The 25,205-nt window shown below is 69.0% G+C and carries 28 protein-coding genes and 1 tRNA gene; 15 read left to right on the forward strand and 14 right to left on the reverse strand.

Annotated elements, in window-relative coordinates:
* From gcl to IF188_RS13930, 7 genes are all read right to left on the reverse strand, one after another.
* Positions 1–1,794, reverse strand: coding sequence for a glyoxylate carboligase (gene gcl / locus IF188_RS13900; protein ID WP_191172403.1), 1,794 nt, complete (start codon positions 1,792–1,794; stop codon positions 1–3).
* A 58-nt stretch (positions 1,795–1,852) separates the two neighbouring features.
* Positions 1,853–2,731 carry a 2-hydroxy-3-oxopropionate reductase gene (locus IF188_RS13905; RefSeq protein WP_191172404.1) on the reverse strand — a complete coding sequence of 293 codons (879 nt, stop codon included), beginning with the start codon at positions 2,729–2,731 and terminating at the stop codon, positions 1,853–1,855.
* A 49-nt stretch (positions 2,732–2,780) separates the two neighbouring features.
* Positions 2,781–3,605, reverse strand: coding sequence for a hydroxypyruvate isomerase family protein (locus IF188_RS13910; protein WP_191172405.1), 825 nt, complete (start codon positions 3,603–3,605; stop codon positions 2,781–2,783).
* 159 nt (positions 3,606–3,764) lie between these two features.
* Complete coding sequence (locus IF188_RS13915; protein WP_191172406.1) at positions 3,765–4,577, reverse strand: bifunctional allantoicase/(S)-ureidoglycine aminohydrolase; 813 nt, start codon at positions 4,575–4,577, stop codon at positions 3,765–3,767.
* The gene (locus IF188_RS13920) at positions 4,574–5,863 is read right to left on the reverse strand and encodes a DUF6986 family protein (RefSeq protein ID WP_191172407.1); all 1,290 of its coding nucleotides are present in this window, start codon (positions 5,861–5,863) and stop codon (positions 4,574–4,576) included. Before IF188_RS13920 ends, IF188_RS13915 begins: the two co-directional genes overlap by 4 nt.
* The gene (gene aceB, locus IF188_RS13925) at positions 5,860–7,464 is read right to left on the reverse strand and encodes a malate synthase A (protein ID WP_191172408.1); all 1,605 of its coding nucleotides are present in this window, start codon (positions 7,462–7,464) and stop codon (positions 5,860–5,862) included. Before aceB ends, IF188_RS13920 begins: the two co-directional genes overlap by 4 nt.
* 26 nt (positions 7,465–7,490) lie before the next feature.
* A complete protein-coding gene (locus tag IF188_RS13930) occupies positions 7,491–8,933 on the reverse strand; it encodes an NAD-dependent malic enzyme (protein WP_191172409.1) in 1,443 nt (480 codons plus the stop codon).
* Between the two features lie 189 nt (positions 8,934–9,122).
* Here IF188_RS13930 and IF188_RS13935 point away from each other — a divergent pair, with 189 nt between their 5' ends.
* Positions 9,123–9,881: an IclR family transcriptional regulator gene (locus IF188_RS13935; RefSeq protein ID WP_191172410.1), complete on the forward strand. Its 759-nt coding sequence runs from the start codon at positions 9,123–9,125 to the stop codon at positions 9,879–9,881.
* Positions 9,882–9,910: 29 nt separating this feature from the next.
* Here the strand turns inward: IF188_RS13935 and IF188_RS13940 are convergent, their stop codons facing one another.
* Positions 9,911–10,873, reverse strand: a complete 963-nt coding sequence (locus IF188_RS13940) for a DMT family transporter (RefSeq protein ID WP_191172411.1) — start codon at positions 10,871–10,873, stop codon at positions 9,911–9,913.
* Between the two features lie 81 nt (positions 10,874–10,954).
* On the opposite strand from IF188_RS13940, the gene IF188_RS13945 reads away from it, so the two are divergent.
* Together IF188_RS13945 and IF188_RS13950 are read left to right on the forward strand one after the other, a co-directional pair.
* Positions 10,955–11,614 (forward strand): hypothetical protein, encoded by a 660-nt coding sequence (locus IF188_RS13945; protein ID WP_191172412.1) that lies wholly within the window; start codon positions 10,955–10,957, stop codon positions 11,612–11,614.
* Between the two features lie 46 nt (positions 11,615–11,660).
* Positions 11,661–11,936: a hypothetical protein gene (locus IF188_RS13950; RefSeq protein ID WP_191172413.1), complete on the forward strand. Its 276-nt coding sequence runs from the start codon at positions 11,661–11,663 to the stop codon at positions 11,934–11,936.
* A 24-nt stretch (positions 11,937–11,960) separates the two neighbouring features.
* Here IF188_RS13950 and IF188_RS13955 read toward each other — a convergent pair.
* The 3 genes from IF188_RS13955 to IF188_RS13965 all read right to left on the reverse strand — a co-directional run bounded on the left by IF188_RS13955 (position 11,961) and on the right by IF188_RS13965 (position 13,607).
* Positions 11,961–12,036: transfer RNA gene (locus IF188_RS13955), tRNA-Thr, on the reverse strand.
* Between the two features lie 76 nt (positions 12,037–12,112).
* Positions 12,113–13,195 carry a tyrosine-type recombinase/integrase gene (locus IF188_RS13960; protein ID WP_191172414.1) on the reverse strand — a complete coding sequence of 361 codons (1,083 nt, stop codon included), beginning with the start codon at positions 13,193–13,195 and terminating at the stop codon, positions 12,113–12,115.
* A complete protein-coding gene (locus IF188_RS13965; protein ID WP_191172415.1) occupies positions 13,167–13,607 on the reverse strand; it encodes a helix-turn-helix domain-containing protein in 441 nt (146 codons plus the stop codon). Before IF188_RS13965 ends, IF188_RS13960 begins: the two co-directional genes overlap by 29 nt.
* Positions 13,608–13,709: 102 nt before the next feature.
* Between IF188_RS13965 and IF188_RS13970 the strand changes: the two genes are divergently transcribed.
* The 10 genes from IF188_RS13970 to IF188_RS14015 all read left to right on the forward strand — a co-directional run bounded on the left by IF188_RS13970 (position 13,710) and on the right by IF188_RS14015 (position 19,097).
* The gene (locus tag IF188_RS13970) at positions 13,710–13,910 is read left to right on the forward strand and encodes a helix-turn-helix transcriptional regulator (RefSeq protein ID WP_318152882.1); all 201 of its coding nucleotides are present in this window, start codon (positions 13,710–13,712) and stop codon (positions 13,908–13,910) included.
* A complete protein-coding gene (locus IF188_RS13975; protein ID WP_191172416.1) occupies positions 13,910–14,191 on the forward strand; it encodes a helix-turn-helix transcriptional regulator in 282 nt (93 codons plus the stop codon). Before IF188_RS13970 ends, IF188_RS13975 begins: the two co-directional genes overlap by 1 nt.
* 164 nt (positions 14,192–14,355) lie before the next feature.
* The gene (locus IF188_RS20600; RefSeq protein WP_191172417.1) at positions 14,356–14,763 is read left to right on the forward strand and encodes a helix-turn-helix domain-containing protein; all 408 of its coding nucleotides are present in this window, start codon (positions 14,356–14,358) and stop codon (positions 14,761–14,763) included.
* Complete coding sequence (locus IF188_RS13985; protein WP_191172418.1) at positions 14,760–15,170, forward strand: hypothetical protein; 411 nt, start codon at positions 14,760–14,762, stop codon at positions 15,168–15,170. The genes IF188_RS20600 and IF188_RS13985 overlap by 4 nt, the downstream gene beginning before the upstream one ends.
* A 70-nt stretch (positions 15,171–15,240) precedes the next feature.
* The gene (locus IF188_RS13990; protein ID WP_191172419.1) at positions 15,241–15,840 is read left to right on the forward strand and encodes a hypothetical protein; all 600 of its coding nucleotides are present in this window, start codon (positions 15,241–15,243) and stop codon (positions 15,838–15,840) included.
* A complete protein-coding gene (locus IF188_RS13995) occupies positions 15,837–16,055 on the forward strand; it encodes a hypothetical protein (protein WP_191172420.1) in 219 nt (72 codons plus the stop codon). Before IF188_RS13990 ends, IF188_RS13995 begins: the two co-directional genes overlap by 4 nt.
* Positions 16,010–16,360, forward strand: a complete 351-nt coding sequence (locus IF188_RS14000; protein WP_191172421.1) for a WhiB family transcriptional regulator — start codon at positions 16,010–16,012, stop codon at positions 16,358–16,360. The genes IF188_RS13995 and IF188_RS14000 overlap by 46 nt, the downstream gene beginning before the upstream one ends.
* On the forward strand, positions 16,360–16,998 hold the full coding sequence (locus tag IF188_RS14005; RefSeq protein WP_191172422.1) for a hypothetical protein: 639 nt from the start codon (positions 16,360–16,362) through the stop codon (positions 16,996–16,998). The genes IF188_RS14000 and IF188_RS14005 overlap by 1 nt, the downstream gene beginning before the upstream one ends.
* The gene (locus IF188_RS14010) at positions 16,995–17,306 is read left to right on the forward strand and encodes a hypothetical protein (protein WP_191172423.1); all 312 of its coding nucleotides are present in this window, start codon (positions 16,995–16,997) and stop codon (positions 17,304–17,306) included. The genes IF188_RS14005 and IF188_RS14010 overlap by 4 nt, the downstream gene beginning before the upstream one ends.
* 606 nt (positions 17,307–17,912) lie before the next feature.
* Positions 17,913–19,097 (forward strand): phage major capsid protein, encoded by a 1,185-nt coding sequence (locus IF188_RS14015; protein WP_191172424.1) that lies wholly within the window; start codon positions 17,913–17,915, stop codon positions 19,095–19,097.
* A gap of 960 nt (positions 19,098–20,057) precedes the next feature.
* On the opposite strand, the gene IF188_RS14020 is transcribed toward IF188_RS14015, so the two are convergent.
* Positions 20,058–21,011, reverse strand: coding sequence for a DsbA family protein (locus IF188_RS14020; protein WP_191172425.1), 954 nt, complete (start codon positions 21,009–21,011; stop codon positions 20,058–20,060).
* Positions 21,012–21,236: 225 nt separating this feature from the next.
* Here IF188_RS14020 and IF188_RS14025 point away from each other — a divergent pair, with 225 nt between their 5' ends.
* On the forward strand, positions 21,237–22,340 hold the full coding sequence (locus IF188_RS14025) for an ABC transporter ATP-binding protein (RefSeq protein WP_191172426.1): 1,104 nt from the start codon (positions 21,237–21,239) through the stop codon (positions 22,338–22,340).
* Between the two features lie 86 nt (positions 22,341–22,426).
* Positions 22,427–23,737 (forward strand): DUF4032 domain-containing protein, encoded by a 1,311-nt coding sequence (locus IF188_RS14030; RefSeq protein ID WP_191172427.1) that lies wholly within the window; start codon positions 22,427–22,429, stop codon positions 23,735–23,737.
* Positions 23,738–23,787: 50 nt separating this feature from the next.
* Here IF188_RS14030 and IF188_RS14035 read toward each other — a convergent pair whose 3' ends face one another.
* Together IF188_RS14035 and IF188_RS14040 are read right to left on the reverse strand one after the other, a co-directional pair.
* A complete protein-coding gene (locus IF188_RS14035; RefSeq protein WP_191172428.1) occupies positions 23,788–24,429 on the reverse strand; it encodes an NAD(P)-dependent oxidoreductase in 642 nt (213 codons plus the stop codon).
* Positions 24,430–24,541: 112 nt separating this feature from the next.
* Positions 24,542–25,186 (reverse strand): NAD(P)-dependent oxidoreductase, encoded by a 645-nt coding sequence (locus IF188_RS14040; protein WP_191172429.1) that lies wholly within the window; start codon positions 25,184–25,186, stop codon positions 24,542–24,544.
* Between the last annotated feature and the right edge of the window lie 19 nt (positions 25,187–25,205).

The following is a 25,205-nucleotide window of genomic DNA, read 5'->3' on the forward strand; positions in this document are numbered from 1 at the left end:
TCAGTCGACCAGAGCGTAGACCGCCGCGGGAGCGTCCTCGCCCTTCTCGGCGAGATCCTCGAACTCGACCATGTTGTCGAGCTCGGTGCCCATGGCGATGTTGGTCACGCGCTCGAGGATCACCTCGACGACCACCGGCACCTGGAACTGCGCCTTGAGGCGCTCGGCCTCGGCGAAGGCTGCGGGCAGGTCCTCGGGCCGCTCGACGCGCAGCGCCTTGCAGCCGAGGCCCTCGGCCACCTTGACGTGGTCGACGCCGTAGCCGTGCGCGACGCTGTGGGCGTCGTACGGGGTGTTGACGTTGTCGAAGGCCAGCGACACCTCGAAGTCCATCTCGAAGCCGCGCTGCGACTGGCGGATCAAGCCGAGGTAGCTGTTGTTCACCACGACATGGATGTACGGCAGCTTGTGCTGCGCGCCGACGGCGAGCTCCTCGATCATGAACTGGAAGTCGTAGTCCCCCGACAGCGCCACGACGGGCTCCCCCGGCTTGCCGCGCACGACGCCGAGCGCCGCGGGTCCCGTCCAGCCGAGGGGTCCGGCCTGGCCGGCGTTGATCCACTTTCGGGGCCCGTAGACGTGCAGCAGCTGGGCGCCGGCGATCTGCGACAGGCCGATCGTCGTGACGTAGGTCGTCTCGCGCGGGAAGGCCAGCACCATCTCCTGGTACACCCGGTGCGGCTTCATCGGCACGTTGTCGAAGTTGGTCTTGCGCTGCAGGGTCGCCTTGCGGATGCGGCAGTCCTCCGCCCAGCCGAGGTACGACGGAAGGATGCCGGCGGCCTGACGCTCGCGTGCGACCTCGAGGATCGCATCGAGGAACAGCCCGGCATCCGACACCACGCTGTAGTCCGGCGCGAAGACGCGGCCGATCTGCGTGGGTTCGATGTCGACGTGGACGAACGTGCGGCCGCGGCGGTACAGGTCGAGGCCGCCGGTGTGGCGGTTCGCCCAGCGGTTGCCGATGCCCAGCACGAAGTCGGACTGCAGGAAGTTCGCGTTGCCGTAGCGCTGCGACGTCTGGATTCCGACCATGCCCGCCGCCAGCGGGTGGTCGTCGGCGATCGAGCCCCAGCCCATGAGCGTCGGCACGACGGGCACGCCCAGCAGCTCGGCGAGCTCGACGAGACGCTCGGAAGCCCCGGCGTTGATGACCCCGCCGCCCGAGATGATGAGCGGGTGCTCGGCGGCGGTGAGCAGATCGAGCACCTTCTCGGCCTGCGCGCGCGTCGCCGCCGGCTTGGCGATCGGCAGCGGCTCGTACGTGTCGATGTCGAACTCGATCTCGGTCATCTGCACGTCGAACGGCAGGTCGATCAGCACGGGGCCGGGCCGCCCCTGACGCATCACCTGGAAAGCGGTCTGGAAGGCGCCCGGCACCTGACCCGCTTCGAGCACGGTCTTGGCGAACTTCGTCACCGGCTTCGCGATGGCCGCGATGTCGACGGCCTGGAAGTCCTCTTTGTCGAGCTTGGCCACCGGCGCCTGGCCGGTGATGCACAGCATCGGGATGGAGTCGGCGATCGCCGCGTACAGCCCGGTGATCATGTCGGTGCCCGCGGGACCCGACGTGCCGAGGCAGACGCCGATGCGGCCGTCGCCGGTGCGGCTGTAGCCGTCGGCCATGTGCGAGGCGCCCTCGACGTGGCGGGCGAGCGTGTGGCGGATGCCGCCGTGGGCGCGCATCGCGGAGTAGAGCGGGTTGATCGCCGCGCCCGGCAGTCCGAACGCCTCGGTGGCGCCCTCTTTGATCAGGATCTGCACGATGGCGTCGACGGCACGCATGCGAGTCATTTGAGTTCTCCAGTATTCCGGTCGTTGAGCGAGGAGCGCAGCGACGAGACGAAACGGTTCAGTCGCGACCCGACAGCTCGGCGGTGAGCTTGAACAGGCCGGAGTGGTCGAGCCCGCCGTCGCCACGCGCGACCAGCGAGGTCACGAGCTGGGCGACCGCCGACCCGAGTGGGACGGTGATGCCGACCTGTCGTGCGGCGGCGGTGACGATGCCCAGGTCCTTGTTGTGGAGGGCGAGTCGGAAGCCGGGGCCGAAGTCGCGGTTCAGCATCTTCTGCCCCTTCTGGTCGAGGACCTTCGAGCCGGCGAGACCGCCGCCGAGGACCGTGAGGGCGGCATCGGTGTCGACGCCGTACGCCTCGAGGAAGACGACCGCCTCGGCGAGCGCCTGGATGTTGACGGCGACGATCAGCTGGTTGGCGGCCTTGACGGTCTGTCCTGCGCCTGCGGGGCCGACGTGCACGATGGTCTTGCCGATGGCGTTCAGCACGGGCTCGGCCTTGGCGAAGTCCTCGGCGGTACCGCCGACCATGATCGACAGCACGGCGTCGATCGCGCCCTGCTCGCCGCCTGAGACGGGGGCGTCCACGACACCGAGTCCCGCGGCGACGGCCTCGTCGGCGAGTTCCTTGGCGACATCGGGGCGGATCGACGAGTTGTCGATCCACAGCGCCCCGGCCTTCGCGTTCGCGAACACGCCGTCCTCGCCGCGCACGACGCCGGCGACGTCCGGCGAGTCCGGCACCATCGTGATGATGACGTCGGCGTCCGCGACCGCGTCCGCGATGCTGGTGGCACCGCGGCCGCCCGCCGCCGCGAGGGCGTCGATCGGGCCCTGGCTGCGGTTGTAGCCGGCGACCGTGTACCCGGCGGCGACGAGGTTCTTGGCCATGGGCAGGCCCATGATCCCGAGACCGATGACTGCGACGTTGCTCATTGTTCTGGTCCTTGTGTCGTGAGAAGAGTGGATGCCGGCGGCCGCGCGCTCAGCGAGCGCCGGCGTAGCCGCGCTCGACGGCGGGGAGCCACGCGAACGGGTCGGCGGCCTCGGTCTTGTACTCGAGGCCGATGACGCCGGCGTAGCCGAGGCCCTGGGCGTCGGCGATCCACTGCTGCAGCGGCAGGTCGCCGGTGCCGGGCTCGCCGCGGCCGGGGGCGTCGGCGATCTGGATGTGGCCGAAGTCGGCGGCGTGACCGGCGATGACCGCGGGGACGTCGTCGCCGTTGACGGCGAGGTGGTAGTAGTCGGCGAGCAGGCGCACATTGTCGACACCGTGCTCGGTGCGCACGCGCTCGATGACGGCGAGCGCGTCGGCCGCGGTCGTGAGCGGGTACGCGGGGGCGCCGCTCACCGGCTCCAGCAGCACGATGCCGTCGATCTCGGCCACGGCGCGTCCGGCGGCGGCGAGGTTGCGCACCGCGAGCTCGTCCTGCGCGGCGGCGTCGACGCCGTCGATGCGGTTGCCGTAGAGGGCGTTGAAGGCCTTCGTGCCCAGGCGCCGCCCGATCTCGACGACCACGCCGATGTTGGCGGCGAACTCGTCCTCGCGTCCGATCCACGACACCAGGCCCCGGTCGCCGCCGGGCATGTCGCCGGCGAAGAAGTTCAGCCCTGTCAGCTGCACGCCCGCGTCCTGGACGGCAGCGACGAACGCATCGACATCAGCGGCGGCCGGCACGGCCTCGGCGAACGGCCACCAGAACTCGACGGCGTCGAACCCGGCGGCCTTCGCGGCGGAGGGGCGCTCCTGCAACGGCAGCTGCGTCAGCAGGATCGAGCAGTTCACCGTGTAGCGGGTCGTGTCGCTCATGAGACTTCCTTGTCGGTTCCAAGTGATTCCATATCGTGGAATCTAGTTTCTGCAATATGAAAAGTGTAAGTCAGATCGTGGGTGCCGTCAACCCCTTCCAGGCGGGGAACGACGACGGGCGGGTGCCCGAAGGCACCCGCCCGTTCGTTCCCCGCCGGATCAGGTGAGCTTGATCTGGCGGTTCATGTCCTTGTACAGCAGGTAGCGGAACGGCTCGGGGCCACCCGCGTAGCAGGCCTGCGGGCAGAACGCGCGCAGCAGCATGTAGTCGCCGGCCTCGCACTCGACCCAGTCGTCGTTGAGGCGGTAGACCGCCTTGCCCTGCAGCACGAACAGGCCGTGCTCCATGACGTGCGTCTCGGCGAACGGGATCGAGCCGCCGGGCTGGAACGTCACGATGTTGACCTGCATGTCGTGGGCCATGTCGCTCGCGTCCGAGAACCGCGTCGTCGCCCACACGCCGTCGGTGTCGGGCATCGCTACCGGCTCGATGTCCTGGTCGCGCGTGACGAACGAGGCCGGCGCCGGCACGCCTTCGAGCCACTCGTAGGCCTTGCGGATCCAGTGGAACGACGTGATCGCGGATCCGCGGTTGGCGAGCGACCACTCCGCGCCCGGAGCGATGAAGGCGTAGCCGCCCTCGCCGAGCACGTGCTCCTCGCCCTCGAGCGTGAGCGTCAGCTCGCCCGTCGTGACGAAGACGACGCCCTCGACGCCCGCTTCGGGCTCGGGCTTCGCGGCCCCGCCGCCGGGCGCGATCTCGACGATCAGCTGCGAGAACGTCGTCGCCGAGCTGGGCGTGGGCCTCGCGAGGATCCACGCGCGCGCGTCGGTGAACCCGGGCAGGCTCGAGGTGACGATATCGCGCAGCACGCCCTTCGGGATGAAGGTGTACGCCAGCTTGACGACGGCGCGGTCGGTCAGCAGATCGGTCTGCGGCGGCAGTCCGCCCTGGGGTGTGTAGTAGCTCATGCGGGCTCCTCGGTCGTGACGAGTGACGTGGCCGGTTTCGGGTGCGCGAGCGCCGTGAGGGCCGCGAGGTCGATGCCGGCGGCATCCTGGACCTCCGCCTCGGTGACCGCACCGCACTGCACGCCGCGCAGTACGAACGCGGCCAGCGCCCGAGCGGTGGCAGGCTCGTCCATGACGGCGCTCTCGATGCGGTGCACGTAGTTGCGCAGACGTGTCGTCGCCGACGCGAGGCCTTCGCGGTAGAACAGCGTGTTCGCGACGAACCGCGGCACCAGCTGTGCCGGATGCAGGTCCCAGCCCTGGTAATAGCCGCGCTCCAGCGACCGCCGCGTGAGGCGCGCGCTCAGCCGCCAGGCCGCGCGCACCGCGTCGTCGTCGCCGACCGGCAGGATGTTCGTCGAGCCGTCCGACAGGCGCACTCCCGTCTGGGCCGCCGCGACCTGCATCACGTTCTTCGCGTGGTCGGCGGCCGGGTGCTCCATCGACTGGTAGGCGGCAGAGATCCCGAGCGACGCGCTGTAGTCGTAGGTGCCGTAGTGCAACCCGCTCACGCGTCCCTCGGCGACGTGGATGGCCGTGGCGAGCGGCGACGTCCCGTCGGGGCCGAGGATCAGCTGTGGCGTCTCGACCTGCACCTCGAACCGCAGGCGACCCGGCGTGAGACCGTGGTGCTCTTCGAAGCGATGGCAGATGTGCGCCATCGCCTCGACCTGCGCGACCGTCGTCACCTTCGGCAGCGTCAGCACGAGACCGTCGGGAAGATCGCCCGCGTCGAGCAGCGTCGCGAGGAACAGATCGAGCGAACGGATGCCTCGTGCCCGGGTGGGAGCCTCGAAGCACTTGAAGCGGATGCCGATGAACGCGGGCGCGACGCCCGCGTCGACGGCTGCGAGGATCTGCTCGGCCGCGCGGCGCACGTCGGCATCCTCCGTCTCGTCGCCCCGGTCGCCATAGCCGTCCTCGAAGTCCAGGCGCAGGTCCTCGATCGGCTCGGTGCGCAGCTTCGCCTCCACCAGCGCCGCGACGTCGGCCGCGAAGGCCTCGGGCACGCCGAGCTCACGGACGACCGTCGCCACGCCGCCCTGCGCCTCCGCGGCCGCGAGCGCGGCGGCGCCCCAGTCGGCGGGGAGCGCCGGCGTGTACCGGTCGGCCGGCACGTACACCGTGTGCACGGGCTGGCGCGATCCGTCGTCGCCGGGGAACCGCTCGGCCAGCAGCCGGTCGGTGGGCGCGAGGAACCGGTCGAGCTCGGCGAGATCGCCCGGTCCGAGCAGGCGCTCGGTCATCGCGCGACCACCAGGTCGTAGGCCGGAGTGGTGAGGAAGTCGGTGTACTCCTCCGACAGGCAGATGTCGGCGACGAGGTCGGCCGCCGGCCGGTAGTAGCGCTCGAACTGGTCTGCGCCGACCTCGCCCGCAAGGCGCGAGGTCTCCTCGTCGAGGATGCGGCGCACGAGCTCCCGCGTCACGGTCTCGCCGGTGTCGGCGAGGACCACGCCGTTGCGGATCTGCTGCCACACCTGCGACCGCGAGATCTCGGCGGTGGCGGCATCCTCCATGAGGTTGTGGATGGCGACCGCACCGTTGCCCGAGAGCCACACGGCGATGTAGGCGATCGCGACATAGAGGTTGGTGCGCAGGCCGGTCTCGGTGACCGCGCCCGGAGCCGAGGCGACATCGAGCAGCTGGCTGCCGGTGACCTCGACCTCGGGCCGTTGCCGGTCGAGCTGGTTCGGCCGGTCTCCGAGCACCGCGTCGAAGACGGCGCGGCAGATCGGCACCAGGTCGGGGTGGGCGACCCACGAGCCGTCGAAGCCGTCGTTCGCCTCGCGCGTCTTGTCGGCGCGCACCTTCTCGAACGCCGCCTCGGTGACCTCGGGCTCGCGACGGTTCGGGATGAACGCGGCCATGCCGCCCATCGCGAAGGCGCCGCGGCGGTGACAGGTCTTGACGAGCAGCTCCGTGTACGCGCGCATGAACGGCGCCGTCATCGACACGTCGGCGCGGTCGGGCAGCACGAACGACTCCCCCGCGTCGCGGAAGTACTTCACGATGCTGAAGAGGTAGTCCCAGCGGCCGGCGTTGAGGCCCGACGCGTGGTCGCGCAGCTCGTACAGGATCTCGTCCATCTCGAACGCCGCGGGGATCGTCTCGATGAGGACGGTCGCGCGGATCGTCCCCTGCGGGATGCCGAGGGCGTCCTGGGCGAACACGAACACGTCGTTCCACAGCCGCGCTTCGAGGTGGCTCTCGGTCTTGGGCAGGTAGTAGTACGGGCCCTGGCCGTTCTCGACGAGCCGCTTCGCGGTGTGGAAGAAGTGCAGGCCGAAGTCGACGAAGGCGCCGACGGCGTCGCGGCCGTTCACCTCCACGTGCTTCTCGTCCATGTGCCAGCCGCGGGGCCGGGCCACCACGACGGCCAGCGGCGCGTCCTCGCGCAGCGCGTACACCTTGCCCTCCGGCGAGGTGTACGCCAGCGTGCCGCGCGCGGCGTCACGCAGCGTCAGCAGCGCGTCGACGACGTTGAACCACGTGGGCGTCGAGGCGTCTTCGAGATCGGCGAGCCAGACCTTGGCACCGGAGTTGAGGGCGTTGATCGCCATCTTGGCGGGCGAGGCCGGACCCGTGATCTCGACGCGGCGATCCTGCAGCGCGGCCGGCGCCGGGGCGACGGTCCAGTCGCCGGCGCGGATCCCGACCGTCTCGGGCAGGAAGTCGAGTCGTCCGGTGCGGGCGACCTCGTCGCGGCGGACGCGGCGCGCCTCGAGCAGCTCGTCGCGGCGGGCGGCGAACCGCTCGTGCAGCTGCTCGACGAACGCCAGGGCCTCGGGAGTCAGGATCTCGTCGGCGCGCTCGGGCGCCTCGGCGGAACGGACGTGGATGGTCATGGGGGGCTCCTCTCAGGGGCGGGTCATCAGGCGGCGGAGCGCTCGAGGTCGTCTGCGCTCACGTCGGCGGGCGCGTCGGCCGGCGAACCGGCCTGCGCCGCGGCAGCCACGGCCGCGGCGACGTCGCCTGCCACCAGCGGGTCGAACACGCTCGGGATGATGTAGCTGGCGTGCAGCTCGTCGTCCGAGACGCGCTTCGCGATCGCGTCGGCGGCCGCGACGAGCATTGCCGGCGTGATCTCGACGGCGTGCGCGTCGAGCAGCCCGCGGAAGAACCCGGGGAAGGCCAGCACGTTGTTGATCTGGTTCGGGAAATCGCTGCGCCCGGTCGCGACCACGGCGGCGTGACGTGCGGCCAGGACCGGATCGATCTCAGGATCGGGGTTGGCCATGGCGAACACGATCGCTCCCTCGGCCATGCTCCTGACCTCGGCCTCGCCGATGACGTTCGGCGCGGAGACGCCGATGAAGACGTCCGCACCGGCCAGCGCGTCGGAGAGGGTGCCGGTGACTCCCGCGGCGTTGGTGTTCGCGGCGAGCCAGCGGCGGTGCTCGTCGGTGTACTGCTCGCCGGCGTGGATGACGCCCGAGCGACCCGCGGCGACGATGTGCTGCGCGCCCTCGGCCTTGAGCAGCTGGATGATCGCAGAGCCGGCCGCGCCGACGCCCGAGACGACGATGCGCACGTCGGCGAGCTGCTTGCCGACCACGCGCAGCGCGTTCTGCAGGGCGGCGAGCGTCACGATGGCGGTGCCGTGCTGGTCGTCGTGGAACACCGGGATGTCGAGCTCTTCGCGCAGGCGTGCCTCGATCTCGAAGCAGCGGGGCGCCGCGATGTCTTCGAGGTTGACGCCGCCGTAGACGGGCGCGATGGCCTTCACGATCTTCACGATCTCGTCGGTGTCCTGCGTGTCGAGGCAGACCGGCCACGCGTCGACATCGGCGAACTGCTTGAACAGGGCGGCTTTGCCCTCCATGACGGGAAGAGCAGCCGCGGGGCCGATGTTGCCCAGCCCGAGCACCGCCGATCCGTCGGTCACGACGGCGATCGTGTTGCGCTTGACAGTGAGGTTGCGGGCGTCCTCGGGGCGCTCGGCGATCGCGAGGCACACGCGGGCGACCCCCGGCGTATAGGCGCGCGACAGGTCGTCGCGGTTTCGCAGCGGCACCTTCGGCACGATCTCCAGCTTGCCACCGAGGTGCATCAGGAAGGTGCGGTCGCTGGTGTGCAGCACCGACACGTCGGCGAGGGCGGCGAGCGCGTCCTGCACCTGCGTGCCGTGGTCGGCGTTCGTGGTGTTGCAGGTCACGTCGACGATGAGCGCGTCGGGGCGCGACTCGACGACGTCGAGCGCGGTCACGGCGGCTCCGACGCGGCCGACGGCCGCCGCCAGTTCGGCGGTGGAGCTGACGCTCGCGGGCGCCTGGACACGCAGCGTGATCGAGTAGCCGGGGCTGGGGTTCGCCATTGATCCTCCTCGTTCGCTCGATCACTTCCGCGGATCGAGAACTTGTTTCCGTATTATGGATAGTAGTTTCTGTCACACGGAAAAGCAATTGCCGGACGAGGGATGCTTCACACCGCGTCGCGCGTGCGGTGAGGCATCCCTCTTCCGTATCGTGGAGGCAGACCGCAACGGAGTGGAAAGGTTGGCGACATGGCCGAGAAGGCGTCCGGAGGTGTGCAGTCCGTCGAGCGCGTGTTCGAGCTGCTCGAGCTGATCACCGACGCTGACGGCGAGGTGACTCTCAGCGAGCTGGCCGCATCCACCGAGCTGCCGCTGCCGACGATCCACCGACTGCTGCGCACCCTCGTCGGCATGGGCTACGTGCGACAGCTGCCGAACCGCCGCTACGCCCTCGGCCCTCGGCTGATCCGCCTGGGCGAAGGAGCGAGCAAGCAGCTCGGCGCGATCGCCCGCCCACAGCTGGCGCGCCTGGTCGACGCGCTCGGCGAGACCGCCAACATGGCGGTGCTCGACTCCGACATGGTCGTGTACGTCGGGCAGGTGCCGTCCAAGCACTCGATGCGCATGTTCACCGAGGTGGGCCGCCACGCCCACACGCACGCCACCGGCGTGGGCAAGGCGATCCTCGCGACGCTCGACGACGACGTCGTGCGCGGCATCGTCGGTCGCGCCGGCATGCCGACGTCCACCCCGATGGCCATCGGCGACATCGACTCGCTGCTGGCCGAGCTCGACCGCATCCGCGAGCGGGGCTACTCGATCGACGAGCAGGAGCAGGAGATCGGCGTCCGCTGCTTCGCGGTCGCGGTCCCCCATGCGCCCACCCCGACCGCGATCTCGGTGTCGGGACCGGTCTCGCGCGTAGACGACGCATTCGCCGAACGGGCGATCCCGCTGCTCACCGACGCGGCCCGGGTGCTCTCGCAGGAGCTCGGCGACGCCGCCTGAACCCGGCGGGCCCCCGACGTCGTGTCGGGTCAGCGCTCGCGCCGCGTCCACCGCCATGGCACCGCGGCGACCACGACCGACAGGATCGCCAGCGACGACATCAGGAGCGACTGCCACAGCGAGGGCGCCGCCTCGGTCGGCCACAGCGCGTCGATCACGACGGACGTGACGACCTGGCCGACGACGGTGCCGAGTCCCAGCAGCAGCACGCCCGTGTACGGCACGAGGGCGGCGGCGAGGAAGATGTAGGTCACCCCGATGACGCCGCCGAGGTACAGCCACGGCTCGGCCGGGTAGACCGTTGGCGGCGGTGCGACGGTGAGCGAGTGCACGAGCTCGGCGATGCCGAGCACGAGCGTGCCGCCGATGAAGTTCACGAGGGTGGCCGTCAGCGGCGTGCCGACGCGCTGGCGCAGGCGTCCGTTGACCGCGGACTGCCACGCGATCCCGGCGCCCACGAGGAAGGGCAGCACGATGAGCACCGGCGGCGCGTCCACCCCGCCGGCGAGCGAGACACCGGCCGCCAGCATCGCGAGCGCTCCCCCGACGAGGCGGGCGGGGGTCACGGCGACGACGCCCGCGGGGCCGATCCCCGAGCGGTCCAGCAGCAGGCCGCTCACCGTCTGCCCGGCGACGACGCCAACCGTGAACAGCGCGACGCCGATGACGCCGACAGCGAGCGATTGCGTGGCGACAGAGAGCGCACCCGCGACGCCGCCGCACAGCATCCACAACGGGATCCCCCGTGCGCCGTCCTCGCGTCGGCGGACGCCGGACACCAGTGCGGCGAACCCGCGCCGACCCTGCGGGATGACGAGCGACAGCACCACCAGGACCACGAGACCCGAACCGAACGAGATCACCGCGGCGGTGAAGCCGTCACCCAGGCGCGTGCCGAGCTGGCCGTTGATGCGTGCCTGGACGGCGGTGAGGATGCCGATGACCGCGGCCGCGCCGATGCCGAGCCATGCGGGCAGTCGGCGGGTGGTCACCGATCAATCATGCCTTGCCACGGTGCGCCCTCCCGCCGCCCGCGCACCGCGACCGCCCGCGCAGCAGAGTTACCCTGGAACGTGCCCCTCACCGCGCGGACCCGAACACTCCTCACGTGGCTTCCCGCCACGGTGCTCGTGCTGATCATCGCGGGAGTCGTGGTCGCCTCGCTCGCGATCCAGGGATCGTGGTGGACCGAGGATCGTCCCGTCGCCTCCGACGACCAGCGCGCGTCCGACGGGTCGAGCATGCTCACCGACACCGGCTTCGACTACGTGAACGTCGCGGGCACCTTCAAGGTGCGCGTCGGCGAAGGCGGACTGTCGGCGAGCGAGCTCGGCCTCGCCTCGGACGGCGAGAAGTCCGCCGAGTTCCGCCGACCGGTGCGTGCGGTGATCGCCGCGGGCGAAGAGCTGTATGTGCTCGACGACATCCTCGGCCTCACCGCCGTCGGCGAGGACGACGTGCTGGCATCGGTCACGTTCGTCCCCGATGTGGCGGGAAACTGGATCGGAGCCATCGACTACCTGCGTTCCCTCGCCCCGGATCTGGGATGGGATGCCGCGCAGCTCGATCCGCTGACCGCAGAGCTCGGCGAGTTCAACCGGACGGGCACGGAAGACACCTTCACCGCGCAGATCGGCCCTTCCGAGGGGCCCGCGAAGATCACCGGGAACATCGCGTTCGACCGCGCCTCCGGCGGCACGTTCGTGACGATCACGTTCGAGCCGGGGAGCTGAGCGCGGGTCGCCCCGGCCTGCGCCGTCCGCTCCGTAGAGTGGAGGCATGCTGATCGGCCGCATCCGTCCCGTCGAGACCCGCACCGTCGAGGTGCAGGGCGAATCGCTCGCAGCCCTTCGAGCCGCCGTGGACGCGCAGCTCCCGGACGGCTGGGTCGTCACCGACGTGCCCGCCGCGATGCCGAAGGGCTCGCAGCTGCTGACCTCGACCGCGAGCATGGCCCGGCGTGACGGCATCCAGCAGATCGAAGCCGACGACCGCGACGCTCTGCAGGCGAAGGTGCCCGAGGGCTGGCAGCTGCTGGGCGTCTACGAGGTGTGACGGCGCCGCGCATCGCGACGTCGATGGTGCCGGCTACAGGACTTGAACCTGCAACCCCCGTATTACAAGTACGGTGCGCTACCAATTGCGCCAAGCCGGCAAGCCGCGGAATTCCGCGGGTTCTCAGGTGTTCGAGTGAGTTCGGTCGTAGCCGACCCCGCACAAACCCCGCACATTCAATCAGGCCGAACGTGCATCATCGAGTCTAGAGCGTCCGCCGCGCGCCGCCCGCCCACTGTCTTCGACATGTAAACCGACATCGTCAGCGACGGGTCGGCGTGCCCGAGGTACTCGGCGACGTCCCGCGGCGAGAGCCCCGCCTGGTCGAGCGCCGTCGCTACCGTCTTCCGGAAGCTGTGGAACGTGTATGCCGGCAGCCCGAGTCGCTCGCGCCCGGCCTGCCAGTCGTTCGACGTGTTGCGGCGGTCTCGTCGCTTCAGGAACGGCGTGGGGAACACTGGGCCGTCTCGGCGCTCCCGGCGCGCGAGCGAGGCGCTCACAGCCGCAGGGACCACGATCCGCCGCTCTCCCGCGGTGGTCTTCGACTTCCGGATCGTCACGACACGGCATTCCTGGTCCACATCAGCCCAGTCGAGCCCGATCGCCTCGGAGATCCGAGCGCCCGTGCCGGCGATGAACTCGACGAGATCGACCATGTCGAGCTGCTGCAGGCGTTCGTCATCGCGGACGGACTCGAGCAGCTGCGGGAGCTCCGCGAGCGGGATCGGGATCGCGCCGTCGCCCCCACCCTCGATCGGCGCGAGCTCGCGCACGGGGTTCGCGCGGATCGCGTCCGAGCGCGCGGCAAGGCCCATCATCCCCGAGAGGACCGCGCGCGCCTTCTTCGCCTCGCCCGGCCCGTTCTCGGTCGCCACGACGTCGAGGAACCGCTGCAGCCGCTCCGGTGTCGCCTCCGACACAGCGAGGTCACCGATGCGCGGCACGATCACCTTACGCACGCTGCGCTCGTACGTCTCGACCGTGCGGGGCGCACGGCCGGCCTTCTCGCGCAGGAACCGTTCGCCGAGGTCGCGGACGCGGGTCTCGCGTTTCACCTCGACGGCCGTCGATTCCTGGATCTCTGTCAGGGCCTTCCGCAGCGCAGCCTCGGCCTTCGCGCGCGATGGGGCGAACCGCTCCACCTGGCGCAGCCGGCCCGACTCGAACCGGTATCGCGCCCGCGCGCGCCACTTCCCCGGCTCGACCTCGACCGCGTGGATCGTGCCGTAGCTACTCAGCGGGGTCCGCGGCCGCGCCATCGCGAACGTCCTGGAATCTCTGCTCGGCGGCCAGGCGCTCAGCGCGCGCCTCAGCCCAGTCGCTGACGTATGTCAGCATGTCCTTCCGCATCGACTCCTCCACCATGCGCAGAGTCGCAAGATAGCTCTCCATCTCAGCGATCGGGACGTCGCCGTGAATCATCGGACTCGGCTCCGCCAACAGCGATTGCCACGGCATCCCGAGCGCGTGCGCGATCCCGACGAACTCGCTCAGGCGTAGAGGGCGCGTTCCAGCCTCGATCTTCGCGACGGTCGTCTGCATCATCGAAAACCCCATGCGAGACAGACGATCAGCAAGCTCTGACTGCGAGAGACCGCTAGTCATCCGGCGAAGGCGAATCGCCTGCCCAACCGCATGCTCGTACGCCTCAAGTGACTCTCGATCCTTCACGGGGATAACTTACAACCTGACAGAGGTTGCGTGCTAGTGATTCCAGGTGTACCTTCCTGATATGCCTGACGAGGTTGTCAACCAACCGATGGAGGAATAGCCGTGACGCTCTCTCGTATCAATGACCTCCCGGAGGTCGCCTCTCGCAACGAGGTGGCCGAGTACACGGGGATATCCGTCCCAACCCTCGCCCGCTGGGCCGGCGAGGGAAAAGGTCCGAAGTCCATCAAGGCGGGCGGCCGACGGATCTACCGCAAGCGCGACGTGCTCGCGTGGCTCGACAGCCTCGAAGCGAACGCCTGATGCTCACCCCAGAGACGACGGGCACCGTCGTCGTGGAACCGCACTACAAGGTCGCGAAGGTCGCCGAACTGCTCGACGTCGGCGTCGACTGGGTTTACGAGCGCATCCGCGCAGGCGAGTTCCAGACGGTCGTCGAACTCGGCGAGGGGCGCGGCAACCTCCGCATCCCCGCCTCCGAGGTGCAGCGCTTCCTCGACGCGCGCACCATCACCACGAAGAAGAATGCCCTCGCCGCGGCGGCAACCGCGGTCGAGGGCCAGATCCCCAAAGGAACCAACTGATGGAAACCACCCTAACGCCCACCACGCACGAGACGTGGGGAACCGAACCGCACATCACCGCTCGTCTCCACCGCGCACAGGCGGATGGTGCATCTGTCACCGTCGCGCCCGACTCCGATGAGCCGGCCATCGGAGTCGAGTTCGGAGAGCGCATCTTCGCGGGCGTGACGCTCGTCGACGGTGTCTGGCGACTCGACGTCGACTCCCGCGCCATCATGGATGCCCCCCAGACGACGACGGCCGCTCAGGTGGTCGCAGCGCGGCAGGTGATCCTCGCCGCACAGCTGTGCATCGACCTGAACCGGCCCCGCATCGCAGGCTCGTGCGAGGACGCCATCATGACGGAAGTTCTGGCTCTGGCGGGCGACAGGGAGATATCCCGCCGCGAACTCGCCGAGGCGGCCGGGATCAGCTACGGCCGACTCTCCAGCATGATCGCCGGCACGACACACATCCCCATCGATGACTTCCTCCGGTTCGCGTGCGCGCTCAGTCCCGATGACTCGCACGGCATGCTGCTCCACCTCGGACAGATCGCAGGCGACGCGTACCGGGAAGGGGATAGCCGGTGACCGCCGTCGACGCACGCTTCGCCGGCGGCTCGATCCTCGTGGAACCAGTAGCGTCTGTCCTCGATGGTCGCACGATGGTGCGAATCCAGGCACCTGGGTACGAGGTCGTCCTGTTCCCCCACGAAGCCGATCGGCTCGCCGAGGCGCTGAGCGACCGGGGGACCGTCACCGAAGAGGGCGCCGCCCGCGACGACGCAGCCGAGAGCATCCACCTGATGCTCGACGCTGAGACGCGCCGCCCCGACTTCATCTCCCTCACCACCGACTACCCGATCGAGTTGAGTCGGAGCGCGGCGCTCGCCTATGCGCAGCGTCTCATCGAACTCGCCGCGCAGATACCCGACCGCCCCGCCATCCTTCGGCGTCGGCGCGACATCGACGAAGCGTTGCGAGACCACGAGATCTAAACAGCGCACCGAGCGGAGCTCGTAGGGCACGCGGACTCCGCCCGGGCCACCAGGAAGGGAAGACCCCCGCATGACGGATGCACGTCTCCGCGGCGAGTGGCTCACTGCAGCTGCTCACGACGGACTGACGGATGCCGCCTACCGTGTGCTCCACAACGCCCTCATGCACTGTGCCGAGCAGGGCACCGACGGCGCCATCGCGATCCGCGAGCTGCGATTCCTCTACCCCGGCGTGCTCGAACCCGCCATCCTCGACGAGCTCGAGCACGCCGGGTTCTGGGAACGCACCGCCGACGGATTCCAGCTCGTCGGCTGGGCGACAACCCTCGGTCAGTCCACCGCAGAAGAAGTCGCCACGTACCGCCGCAACGCGCGCGAGCGCCAGCAGAGGCGCCGAGAACGCGTCAAGCAAGGGTTGGACGCGTCGAACGCGTCGCAACCTCCCAGTTCCGAAGTCATCACGCGTGATGACCAACGTGACGTCACAACGAACGTAACGGGGGACGTAGGCAAGGACAGGACAGGCCCGGATAGGCCTGTCCTTGCCATCAAGAAAACGCGCGCGCACGACTGCGAATTCGATCCCGTCTCCGGCTACTGCGGCTGCGGGCGCCGCAACGACGGACTCGTGCCTGAGGGCACCCCCGCGAACCTCGGGAGGACAGCATGACGATCAGCGAGGCGTACGCCGACCTCGGAGGCGGCATCCACACCACCCAGCGCGAAACGCTCCCCACCTTCACCCCGCCGGCCGGATGCAGGCACCTCTACGACCCGATCTCGGGCTGGTGCGGCTGCGGCCGCCGCAACGACGGGAAGCTAGCGGAGGGCTCGCCCGCATGGCGCGCCGCGATCGACCGCGCGATGCCAGAGCGCGGCGCCTGATGGGAGCGAAGGCCGATGCAGCGTACCTGGCACTCTCGCACGCGCTCGATGAGATCGACGCACCACCGTGCACCGACGACCCGAGATTCATCCTCGACATCGACCAGCTCGCACCCGGCGAAGCCGCATTCCTCGGCCGCACCGTCTGCAACACCTGCCCGATCAAGTGGGCATGCATCGCCTACGCCGAAGCCGCCCGCCCGTCCGCCGGCATCTGGGCAGGACGCACCTACAAGCCGCGGAAGCTCGCGGATCCCGAACCCCACGCACCGGACACGGTGCCAAACCCGAAAGAGGACCGCTGATGGCGGAGAACTACCTGTTCGAGTTCTACGGAGCTCGGTTCAACGTGACGATCGAGCTCGGCGGTACGACGACCACGGACCCGCCAAACCTGCGAGTGATCGAAGGCACGTGGAAGACGTGGCGGCTCACGATCGACCCGGATGTGTCCGGGCTCGATGGCCTGACCATCCAGCGGAGTGTCTCGGCTGGTGGCGGTGAGCATCCGCACGGGAACCTGACCGAGGCCGAGAGCGCCCCCACCGGATATCAGGTCATGTCGGCGCCGGATGGGAGCCTCTACCGGATTCCGGACGGTTTCGGGGCGGTCGCTCGCATGTACACGGCGTCGGAGTGGGCGCAGCAGCTTGCCGAGTGGGAAGCGGATCTGGAGCCCATGAGTAACGAGATTCGCCCCGTTGATCGCGCCCGTGCATCCCAGCTGGTAACGGCGCAGGTCACCGGCGACCGGGAGATGTTCGCAGTCGCTGTCCAAGCCACTCTCGATGACGACTACGGCCTGGGAGAGCTCGGCTCGCTGATCAATGTGCTCCGCGTTCTCAGCGAAGACCTGGCCGGGATCCTCGTCGACACGCATGGCGACAACGCGGCACCCCTCATGCGCAGTCTGCTCGCCTCACAGCTGGCGGAGGAGTCATGATCCCGCAGCCGAGCCAAGGTGACGGCGAGAAGGCCTGGCGACAGTACGCAGGTGATCTGCGACACATGCTGGGCGACGCGAGCCAACTCATCGAGAAGCTAGAACGTGACGTCGAGCGCAAGGAGCGAGCACTCCGGGACGGTCAACGCCGAGGGAAGAAGATCCGCTGGCTTCTGAACCGTGCCTACCGCGAGCTCATCGACGGGGACACGCCGGCCGCCATCCGACTACTCGCAGCCCACCGTCCCGCGGACGAAGGGGCGTCCCAATCTCTGGGCGCCCTGCCCAAAGCCGAGCGCCGGCAGTGATTCGTCCCCCTCCGACCCCGGCTGTCACACGTAACGCTGTCCCACGTCCCACTGTCCCACCCCGGCGCCATCCGCGTGATTCTGCGGCTTTCCGGGGGTGTGAGGCGTGACAAGGGTGGGACAGCGTTACGTGTCCCACCCTGTCCAGATGTCCGCGCAAAGGAGACCCATGCCGACGTACGAACGCGACCCCTCATTCCGCCCGGCGAGCCGCCGACCGCCCTCCACGCTGCGCGACGCGTCGGGATTCCTGCCCGCGTCGGCCGAGGTGGCGTGGCTTGCCGACGATATCGATGCCCTCGCGATAGAATCCGATCAGCAAGTCGAAGGCGCTGTAGCTGCTCCGGTTGGGCCGGGCCAAGGTGGAACACCGAAGAGCCCCATACGAACGAAGCGGCGAGCATCAGCGGCAGAGTCAAGGGACCGATGAGCATCCGCCAAGGTTCCGACGAACTCTTTCGGACACGAGCGACCGCAGCATCAGGGTTGAACCCGTCTCCCGCGCATCTTGCGCGGTCGAGGCCACATAGACACCCGGCAGCGGATCCCCTGTTGAACGCGCACGGCGCATCCCGTGCCGGCGCACTTGCATAGAAGGAGTCCACGATGGACTACAAGAGCATCATGCAGCGCGAGGTGCAGGCCGCGAGGGCGATCGCGTCCAAGGCCGAGGCCGAGAACCGTGACCTCACGCCCGAGGAGATTGGGCAGGCGCAGACGCACCTAAAGGCATATGAGTCGGCCAAGGCAGCAGACCGTGAAGCGTCGACGCGCGGCGGCCGGAACTTCACGACGGAGACGGCTCAGAAACTCGCCAACATCGGGTTCGGAGGCTTCGAGGGCAGCGGTGACGCGGCGAGCATGTCGCGAGGCTTCAAGTCCGTGGCCGGTTCCCGATGGTCACGCAAGGCCGCCGAGATCTTCCAGAAGGTCATGGCCGGCCCCGACGGATCCAAGGCACTGACGAGCGGATCGATCGACGTCCCGTCGGTGATCGCCGAGCCCGTCGAGATCACCGGCCGGCCGCTGTCCGTTCTCGACCTGGTGCCGAAGCGGAAGAACACCGACAAGGGGCGAGGTAACGCCTTCTCGTACCTGCGCCAGACGGCTCGGACGAACAACGCGGGTGCGGTGGCTGACAACGCCACGAAGCCGACGTCGATCTACACCTTCGGCGATGTCGAAGACGCGTTCCGTGTGTACGCGCACCTGTCGGAGGTGTTCCCGAAGCGGTACCTCGACGACTACAACGGCCTCATCCAGATCCTGCAGAACCAGATGGGTGCCGGGCTAATGGAGGCACTTGAGGAGGACATCCTCAACGGAGCGATCCAGCCGCAGGACGGATTCACCGGCGTTCTCAACACCTCCGGGATCCAGACGCAGGCGTGGGCAACCGACCTGCTCACCACGATGAGCAACGCGAAGTACAAGCTCGTCAACACCCACGAGAGCCCCAACGCCTGGGTTCTCAACCCGAACGATGTTCAGCGACTCGAGCTCATCCGTGAGGATGGCGCGACGGGACCCTTCATGTTCCGCAACGGCATCGCGGACGTCGAGAAGTTCGTCGGCGCTCCGATCGTCCCGAGCACGGCGATCACAGCTGGCGTCGGGCTCCTCGGCGACTGGGAGCAGACGGAGCTGATCATCCGCGAGGACGACCACCTCGACATCGACACCAGTGGCGCCAAGTTCGAGAAGAACCAAGTCCAGTTCCGGCTCGAAGGTCGGTACGGCTTCACGATCGAGCGTCCGATGGCGTTCGTGAGCGTCGACCTCACGGCCTGACGATGAACCGTGCTGCGGCTCCCGGCTGTGCATCCCGGGAGCCGCAGCACATCCTCGCAAGTCCGAACGGACAAGCATGAGCGCAGCGGCACCCCACACCTGCCCCGGGACAGCACCACACAGCTGTCCTGGCGCGGCACCAGCCCCGTACGTCGGTCCCGGCGCCGCGCCCACCGCTTCGCGTCCCAGGTAGTGCGGATGCCGCGCTACCCAACGCGACAACCGGCTCAGGTGTCTTGTCGAGGTGGCCAGAATTGGCCACCTGCACATCGGTCTTTACCGTGCTCAAGCTCGCACCGACGATCGGTGCGATTGCGCGGGTCGAGAGACCTTCACCGCTGAGGTAGCCGACAAGCTGCTGACGCTCCTCACGGCCGAGTCGCATCGGCTCGTCCGCGAGAGTGTCGGATATTCGACAGGTGAGACGTTTACCCCAGGTGTAACAGATGTGACACCTGCGTCGTCAAAGGTCATCCCTCCCCCGTCAACGATTCCTCGTCGTGGCGAGGAGGGATGATCGTGTGCGTGGTCGACCGCTACCTATCTCCTGACGACGTCTGCGAGCTCATCCCCGGCATGACCTGCAGGACTCTACAGCGGCTCCGCGACAACGGACGTGGACCGCGTTACTACAAGCCCACGGGAATGCTCGTGATCTATCGCGAGGCTGAGGTGCGACAGTGGGTCGAGGGTTGTGTCGTGCCGACCCGAGACCAACCATGATCGGGCGTGCCCGAACCCCGCACTTACCCCGCAGATTGGGTGATATCGAGCGGATCCGTCTGATACCGCGTGATCAGTCAGGATAAGGGCACGCGACGATGCTGATACCCCGCGATAACCCCTGATCTACCCCCGTACGGAATTACAAGTACGGTGCGCTACCAATTGCGCCAAGCCGGCAGAGCGCCCAGTCTAGCGGCGCCCGTGCGCACGCCCGTCATCGCGGGCGCGCGACGATCACGGCGTCGGCGTGACCGTGGGGCTCGGAGTCGCCTTGTAGTACGAGTCGCTCGCGACCGTGAGGACGAACTGCGCGAACTCCTTGGGGTCGTCGATCTTGCCGACGTACTGCGTGCCGTTGACGAGGATCATCGGGGTCGCGGTCAGCGCCACTCCGCCGGTGTCGGGCAGCTCGTGCAGCGCCTGCTCGGTCGCGGTCTTGACCCACGACGTGTACGACTGCGACTCGATGCAGCTGCGCACGACCTTGGGGCCCTCAAGACCGGTGGCGATGGCGAGGTCGGCGAGCTCGGTGTCGCTGAGCCCGTCGGAGTCGACGTCCGGCTGCTGCGTGAGCAGAGCGTTGTTGAACGCGAAGAAGTAGTCGGGCGAGTTCTGGGCGACGCACGCCGCCGCGCCCGCGGCGCGCAGCGAGTACTTCGTGCCGTTCGACTTCGCCGTGAGCATCGCGACCGGGTAGTACGTGAGCGTGGCGGCGCCGGTGTCGACCCACTTGGACAGCTGCTTGACGTTCGCGACCTGGAAGTCGCGCGAACCGGTCGAGAGATAGTCGACGTACACGCGGATGTCGACGGCCGGGGCTTCGGTGGGAGTCGGCGTGGGCGTGGGTTCCGCGGCCTGGGCCGCCGGATCGCCGGTGGGCGCGGGGGTCGCGCCGTCCGCCGCGCCGACGCCGTTCTCTGTCGAGGGCACACCGGTGCCGGTCACGCCGGTCACGACGAAGCCGCCCGCCACGTTGGACGGGTCGGCGGTGGGCTTGGACGCGCTGGACGACACCGTCCACGTCACGACCACCGCGATCACGGCGATGAATGCGACACCGAGCGTGGCGAGCGTCGTCCGCCGGATGACTCGGGCGCGCGACTGGCGGGCCTTCACCTGCTGCGCCTTCTCACGCACGGCGTCGCGGCGCTCGCTGGACGCGGCGTTCGGTGACTCGTCGCTCGACATGGAACCTCTCGGGGGCGGAAATCAGCGGGGCCACACGGGAAAGCGGCCGTCCACGATGCTAGTCAGCCACCCTGGGAAATGCCCAGACGCAACCTCCGTGCGCGGTGTGTCATCGCGCATGGCATACTGTTGCGAGCGCCCGATGACGGGCGTGCGGGAAAGCCCCCGCTCATTCCATCACTACGGATCGTCCGGCACGTACCTGCCGGTGAAGGAGAAGAGAACATGGCGTCCGTCACGTTTGACAACGCAACCCGCCTGTACCCCGGGGGCACGCGCCCCGCGGTCGACAAGCTGAACCTCGAGGTCGCCGACGGCGAGTTCCTGGTCCTCGTCGGCCCGTCGGGCTGTGGCAAGTCCACCTCGCTGCGCATGCTGGCCGGCCTCGAAGAGGTCAACTCCGGCCGCATCCTCATCGGCGACCGCGACGTCACCGACGTCCCGCCGAAGGACCGCGACATCGCGATGGTGTTCCAGAACTACGCGCTGTACCCGCACATGACCGTGGCTGAGAACATGGGCTTCGCCCTGAAGATCGCCGGCGTCGGCAAGGAGGAGCGCGCCGCTCGCGTGCTCGAGGCCGCCAAGCTCCTCGACCTCGAGGAGTACCTGACCCGCAAGCCGAAGGCCCTCTCGGGTGGTCAGCGTCAGCGTGTCGCCATGGGCCGCGCGATCGTCCGCCAGCCGCAGGTGTTCCTCATGGACGAGCCGCTGTCGAACCTCGACGCCAAGCTCCGCGTCCAGACCCGCACGCAGATCGCGTCGCTGCAGCGCCGCCTCGGCGTCACCACCGTCTACGTCACGCACGACCAGACCGAGGCCCTCACCATGGGCGACCGCATCGCGGTCCTCAAGGACGGCCTCCTGCAGCAGGTCGGCACCCCGCGCGACCTGTACGAGAAGCCGAACAACGTGTTCGTCGCCGGCTTCATCGGCTCGCCCGCCATGAACCTGTTCCCGGCGAGCATCGCCGAGGGCGGCGTCCAGTTCGGCGACAAGGTCGTCGGCGTCGAGGCCGACACGCTCGGCAAGGCGCACGGCTCGGACGTCACCATCGGTGTGCGCCCCGAGGACATCCAGGTCGCCCCCGAGGACGGCAAGGGCCTCACGGTCACGGTCGACCTCGTCGAGGAGCTCGGCGCGGACGGCTACCTCTACGGCCACGCGGACGTCGACGGCAAGCGCACCGACATCGTCGCGCGTGTCGACGGCCGTCGTCACCCGAACGCGGGCGACAAGGTCACGCTGGCTCCGGTCCCCGGTCACGTGCACGTCTTCGACATCGAGTCGGGCGAGCGCCTCACCGACAAGGCCATCGCCTCGACGTAAGCAGTACCTTCGCGACGGCGCGGGCGGGAGTCTCTTCCCCCGCGCCGTCGCGCTGTTCCCGGCTTCTTCGACCCACGGGGGTATGCGTGTCCGACGCCCTGAGCATCACCGCGAGCAGTGTCGACCCCGGCCTGCTCACGCTGCCGTGGTCGACCCCGCTCGGCGAGTGGCCGTCGAACCACATCGTCTTCCTTCCCAAGGGCATCTCGCGGCACCTCGTGCGTTTCGCGAACCTGTCCGGCCGCGTCGTCGCGATCAAGGAGACGACCGAGGCGATGGCACGCCGCGAGTACGACATGCTCGGCAACCTCGCCCGCCTGGACGTCCCGTGCGTCGAGCGCGTCGCCGTGATCGCGGGACGGACGGATGCCGACGGCACCCCTCTTCCGGCCGCCCTGGTGACCGCGCACCTGAAGTTCTCGCTCCCCTACCGTGCCCTGTTCACCCAGGTGCTGCGCCCCGACACGGCGACGCGTCTGGTGGACGCGCTGGCGCTGCTGCTCGTACGCCTGCACAACGTGGGGTTCTTCTGGGGCGACGTGTCGCTGTCCAACACGCTGTTCCGCCGCGACGCCGGAGCCTTCGCCGCGTATCTCGTCGACGCCGAGACCGGCGAACTGCACGAGAGCGGCCTGACGCCCGGTCAGCGTGCGCACGATCTGGACGTCGCGCGCACCAACATCGCCGGCGAGATCATGGACCTCGAAGCCGGCGGCCGCCTCGAAGGCGGCGTCGACGCCGTGGCGATCGCCGACGGCATCGTGTCGTCGTACCACTCGCTGTGGGCCGCCCTCACCGACGAAGAGACGTTCCGCGCCGATGAGGCGTGGCGGCTCACGCAGCGGGTGCAGCGTCTCAACGACCTCGGCTTCGACATCGGCGAGATGTCGATCCAGACGACCGCCGACGGCACGCGCGTCTCGATCCAGCCGAAGGTGGTGGATGCCGGGCACCACCAGCGCCGTCTGCTGCGGCTGACCGGTCTCGATGTCGAAGAGAACCAGGCACGCCGGCTGCTCAACGACCTCGACGAGTTCCGGGTGCGTGTCTCACGTCTGGGCGACGACGAGGAGATGGCCGCCCACGAGTGGCTGACCCGCGTGTTCGAGCCCGTCGTCAAGGCCATTCCGTGGGACCTGCGCGCCAAGCTGGAGCCTGCGGAGGTCTTCCACCAGCTGCTCGAGCACCGCTGGTACCTGTCGCAGGCGAAGGGCAAGTCGGTGCCGCTGGCCGAGGCGCTGTCGAGCTACATCGACAACGTCCTGCGACACCGGCGCGATGAGGCGACTCTCATGGGTCCTCCCACCGAGACGGTCTCACTGCCCGTCATCACGTCGTCGAACCCGGTCCTCGACGACGACGAGGACGACGACATCGACTGGCGCGATCTGGTCTGAACGGTCGGGCCCGGCCGCCGGCATCCTTCACCGCCGACCGGGGACCCGCGTCAGTAGCCGACGGTGAAGCGATCGCGGCGGTGCGCCGGCGTCTCGATCTCGTCGACGAGAGCGAGGGCGAAGTCGGGACCCGAGATGTACGAGTTGCCGTCGGCGTCCTTCACGACGACCGCGCCGCCCGTGCGGTAGGCACCGGTGCGCTCACCGGGCTCCCACGCGCCGAACACCAGGGGCGGGTGCACCAGGAACCAGTCCAGTCCCTCGTCGGACGCCGTCAGTACGTCGAGCGTCTCGACACCGACGGTCGCCTCGTGACGGTACTCCTCGGGCACGCCGAGGTCGTACAGGCGCGGTCCCCCGGCCTCGCTGAGGCTGCCCATGGCGCCCCCGACGACGGCGAGGCGGGTGCCGGTGCCGGTCAAGGCGTCTGCGAGACCCTGGACGGCGTCGACGCCGAGGTCCGTCATGTCGCCGCGCGGCGCGATCGCCGAGACCACGACATCCGCGCCGTCGAGCACCGGGGCCAGCGAAGGCAGGTCCAGCACGGATCCGGTGACGTACGTCACGCCGTCGACGGGGACCTGCGGCGGCTTCCGTGCGACCGACACCACGTCATGCCCGCGTGAAGCGGCCTCCGCGACGATGTTCCCGCCGGCGTAGCCGGTTCCTCCGATGACGACGATGCGTGCCATTGTGTGCCTTCCGCTGCAAGCTCGCCGGCGGAGCTCCGCCGGTCCCTTGTGACAAGTCGGCACTGCTCGGATTCATTCCGATGAATGCGTCGGGCGGGCTGTGTCCGCGCGGTCAGTAGCCGACGGTGAAGCGGCCTCGTGGATGCTGGGGGTGCTCGATCTCGTCGACCACGGCGACGGCCAGGTCGGGGCCGGAGATGTACGACTCGCCTTCGGCGTCGGTGACGACCACGTCGCCGCCCTTGCGATACTCGCCGGTGCGCTCCCCCGGGTTCCAGGCGCCGAAGCCCCCGGCCGGGTGGATGTAGAACCAGTCCGCGGCATCGGGCGACAGCGCCTGCAGGTCTTCGAGGATGCCGAGTCCTTCGAGCGCCTCGGGCACATAGTCCGCGCCGAAGGTCGGCAGATCGACCAGGCGCTGCCCGCCCTCGGCGACGAGGCTGCCCCCGGCACCGCCGACGACGCCGAGACGCACTCCCTCGGGCAGCGCCGAGACGAGCGCGGCGATGTTCGGACGGACGAGGCCCGCCATGTCACCGCGCGGCGCCACGGCCGAGACCACCACGTCGACACCCTCGATCTGCGCGAGCAGCCCGGGAACATCGGTGAGCGATCCCTCGATGTACATCGCGCCCTGCTGACGCTCGCTGGGGATGCGGCGCGCGATCGACAGCACGCTGTGGCCGCGGTTCACCGCCTCGGCGACGATGTGCCGGCCGGCGTAGCCGGAGCCTCCGATGACGGCGATGCGTGCCATGTGCCTATGCCTTTCGACG

Origin of the sequence: Microbacterium helvum (genome assembly GCF_014779795.1) — a bacterium.
GTDB lineage: Bacteria > Actinomycetota > Actinomycetes > Actinomycetales > Microbacteriaceae > Microbacterium > Microbacterium helvum.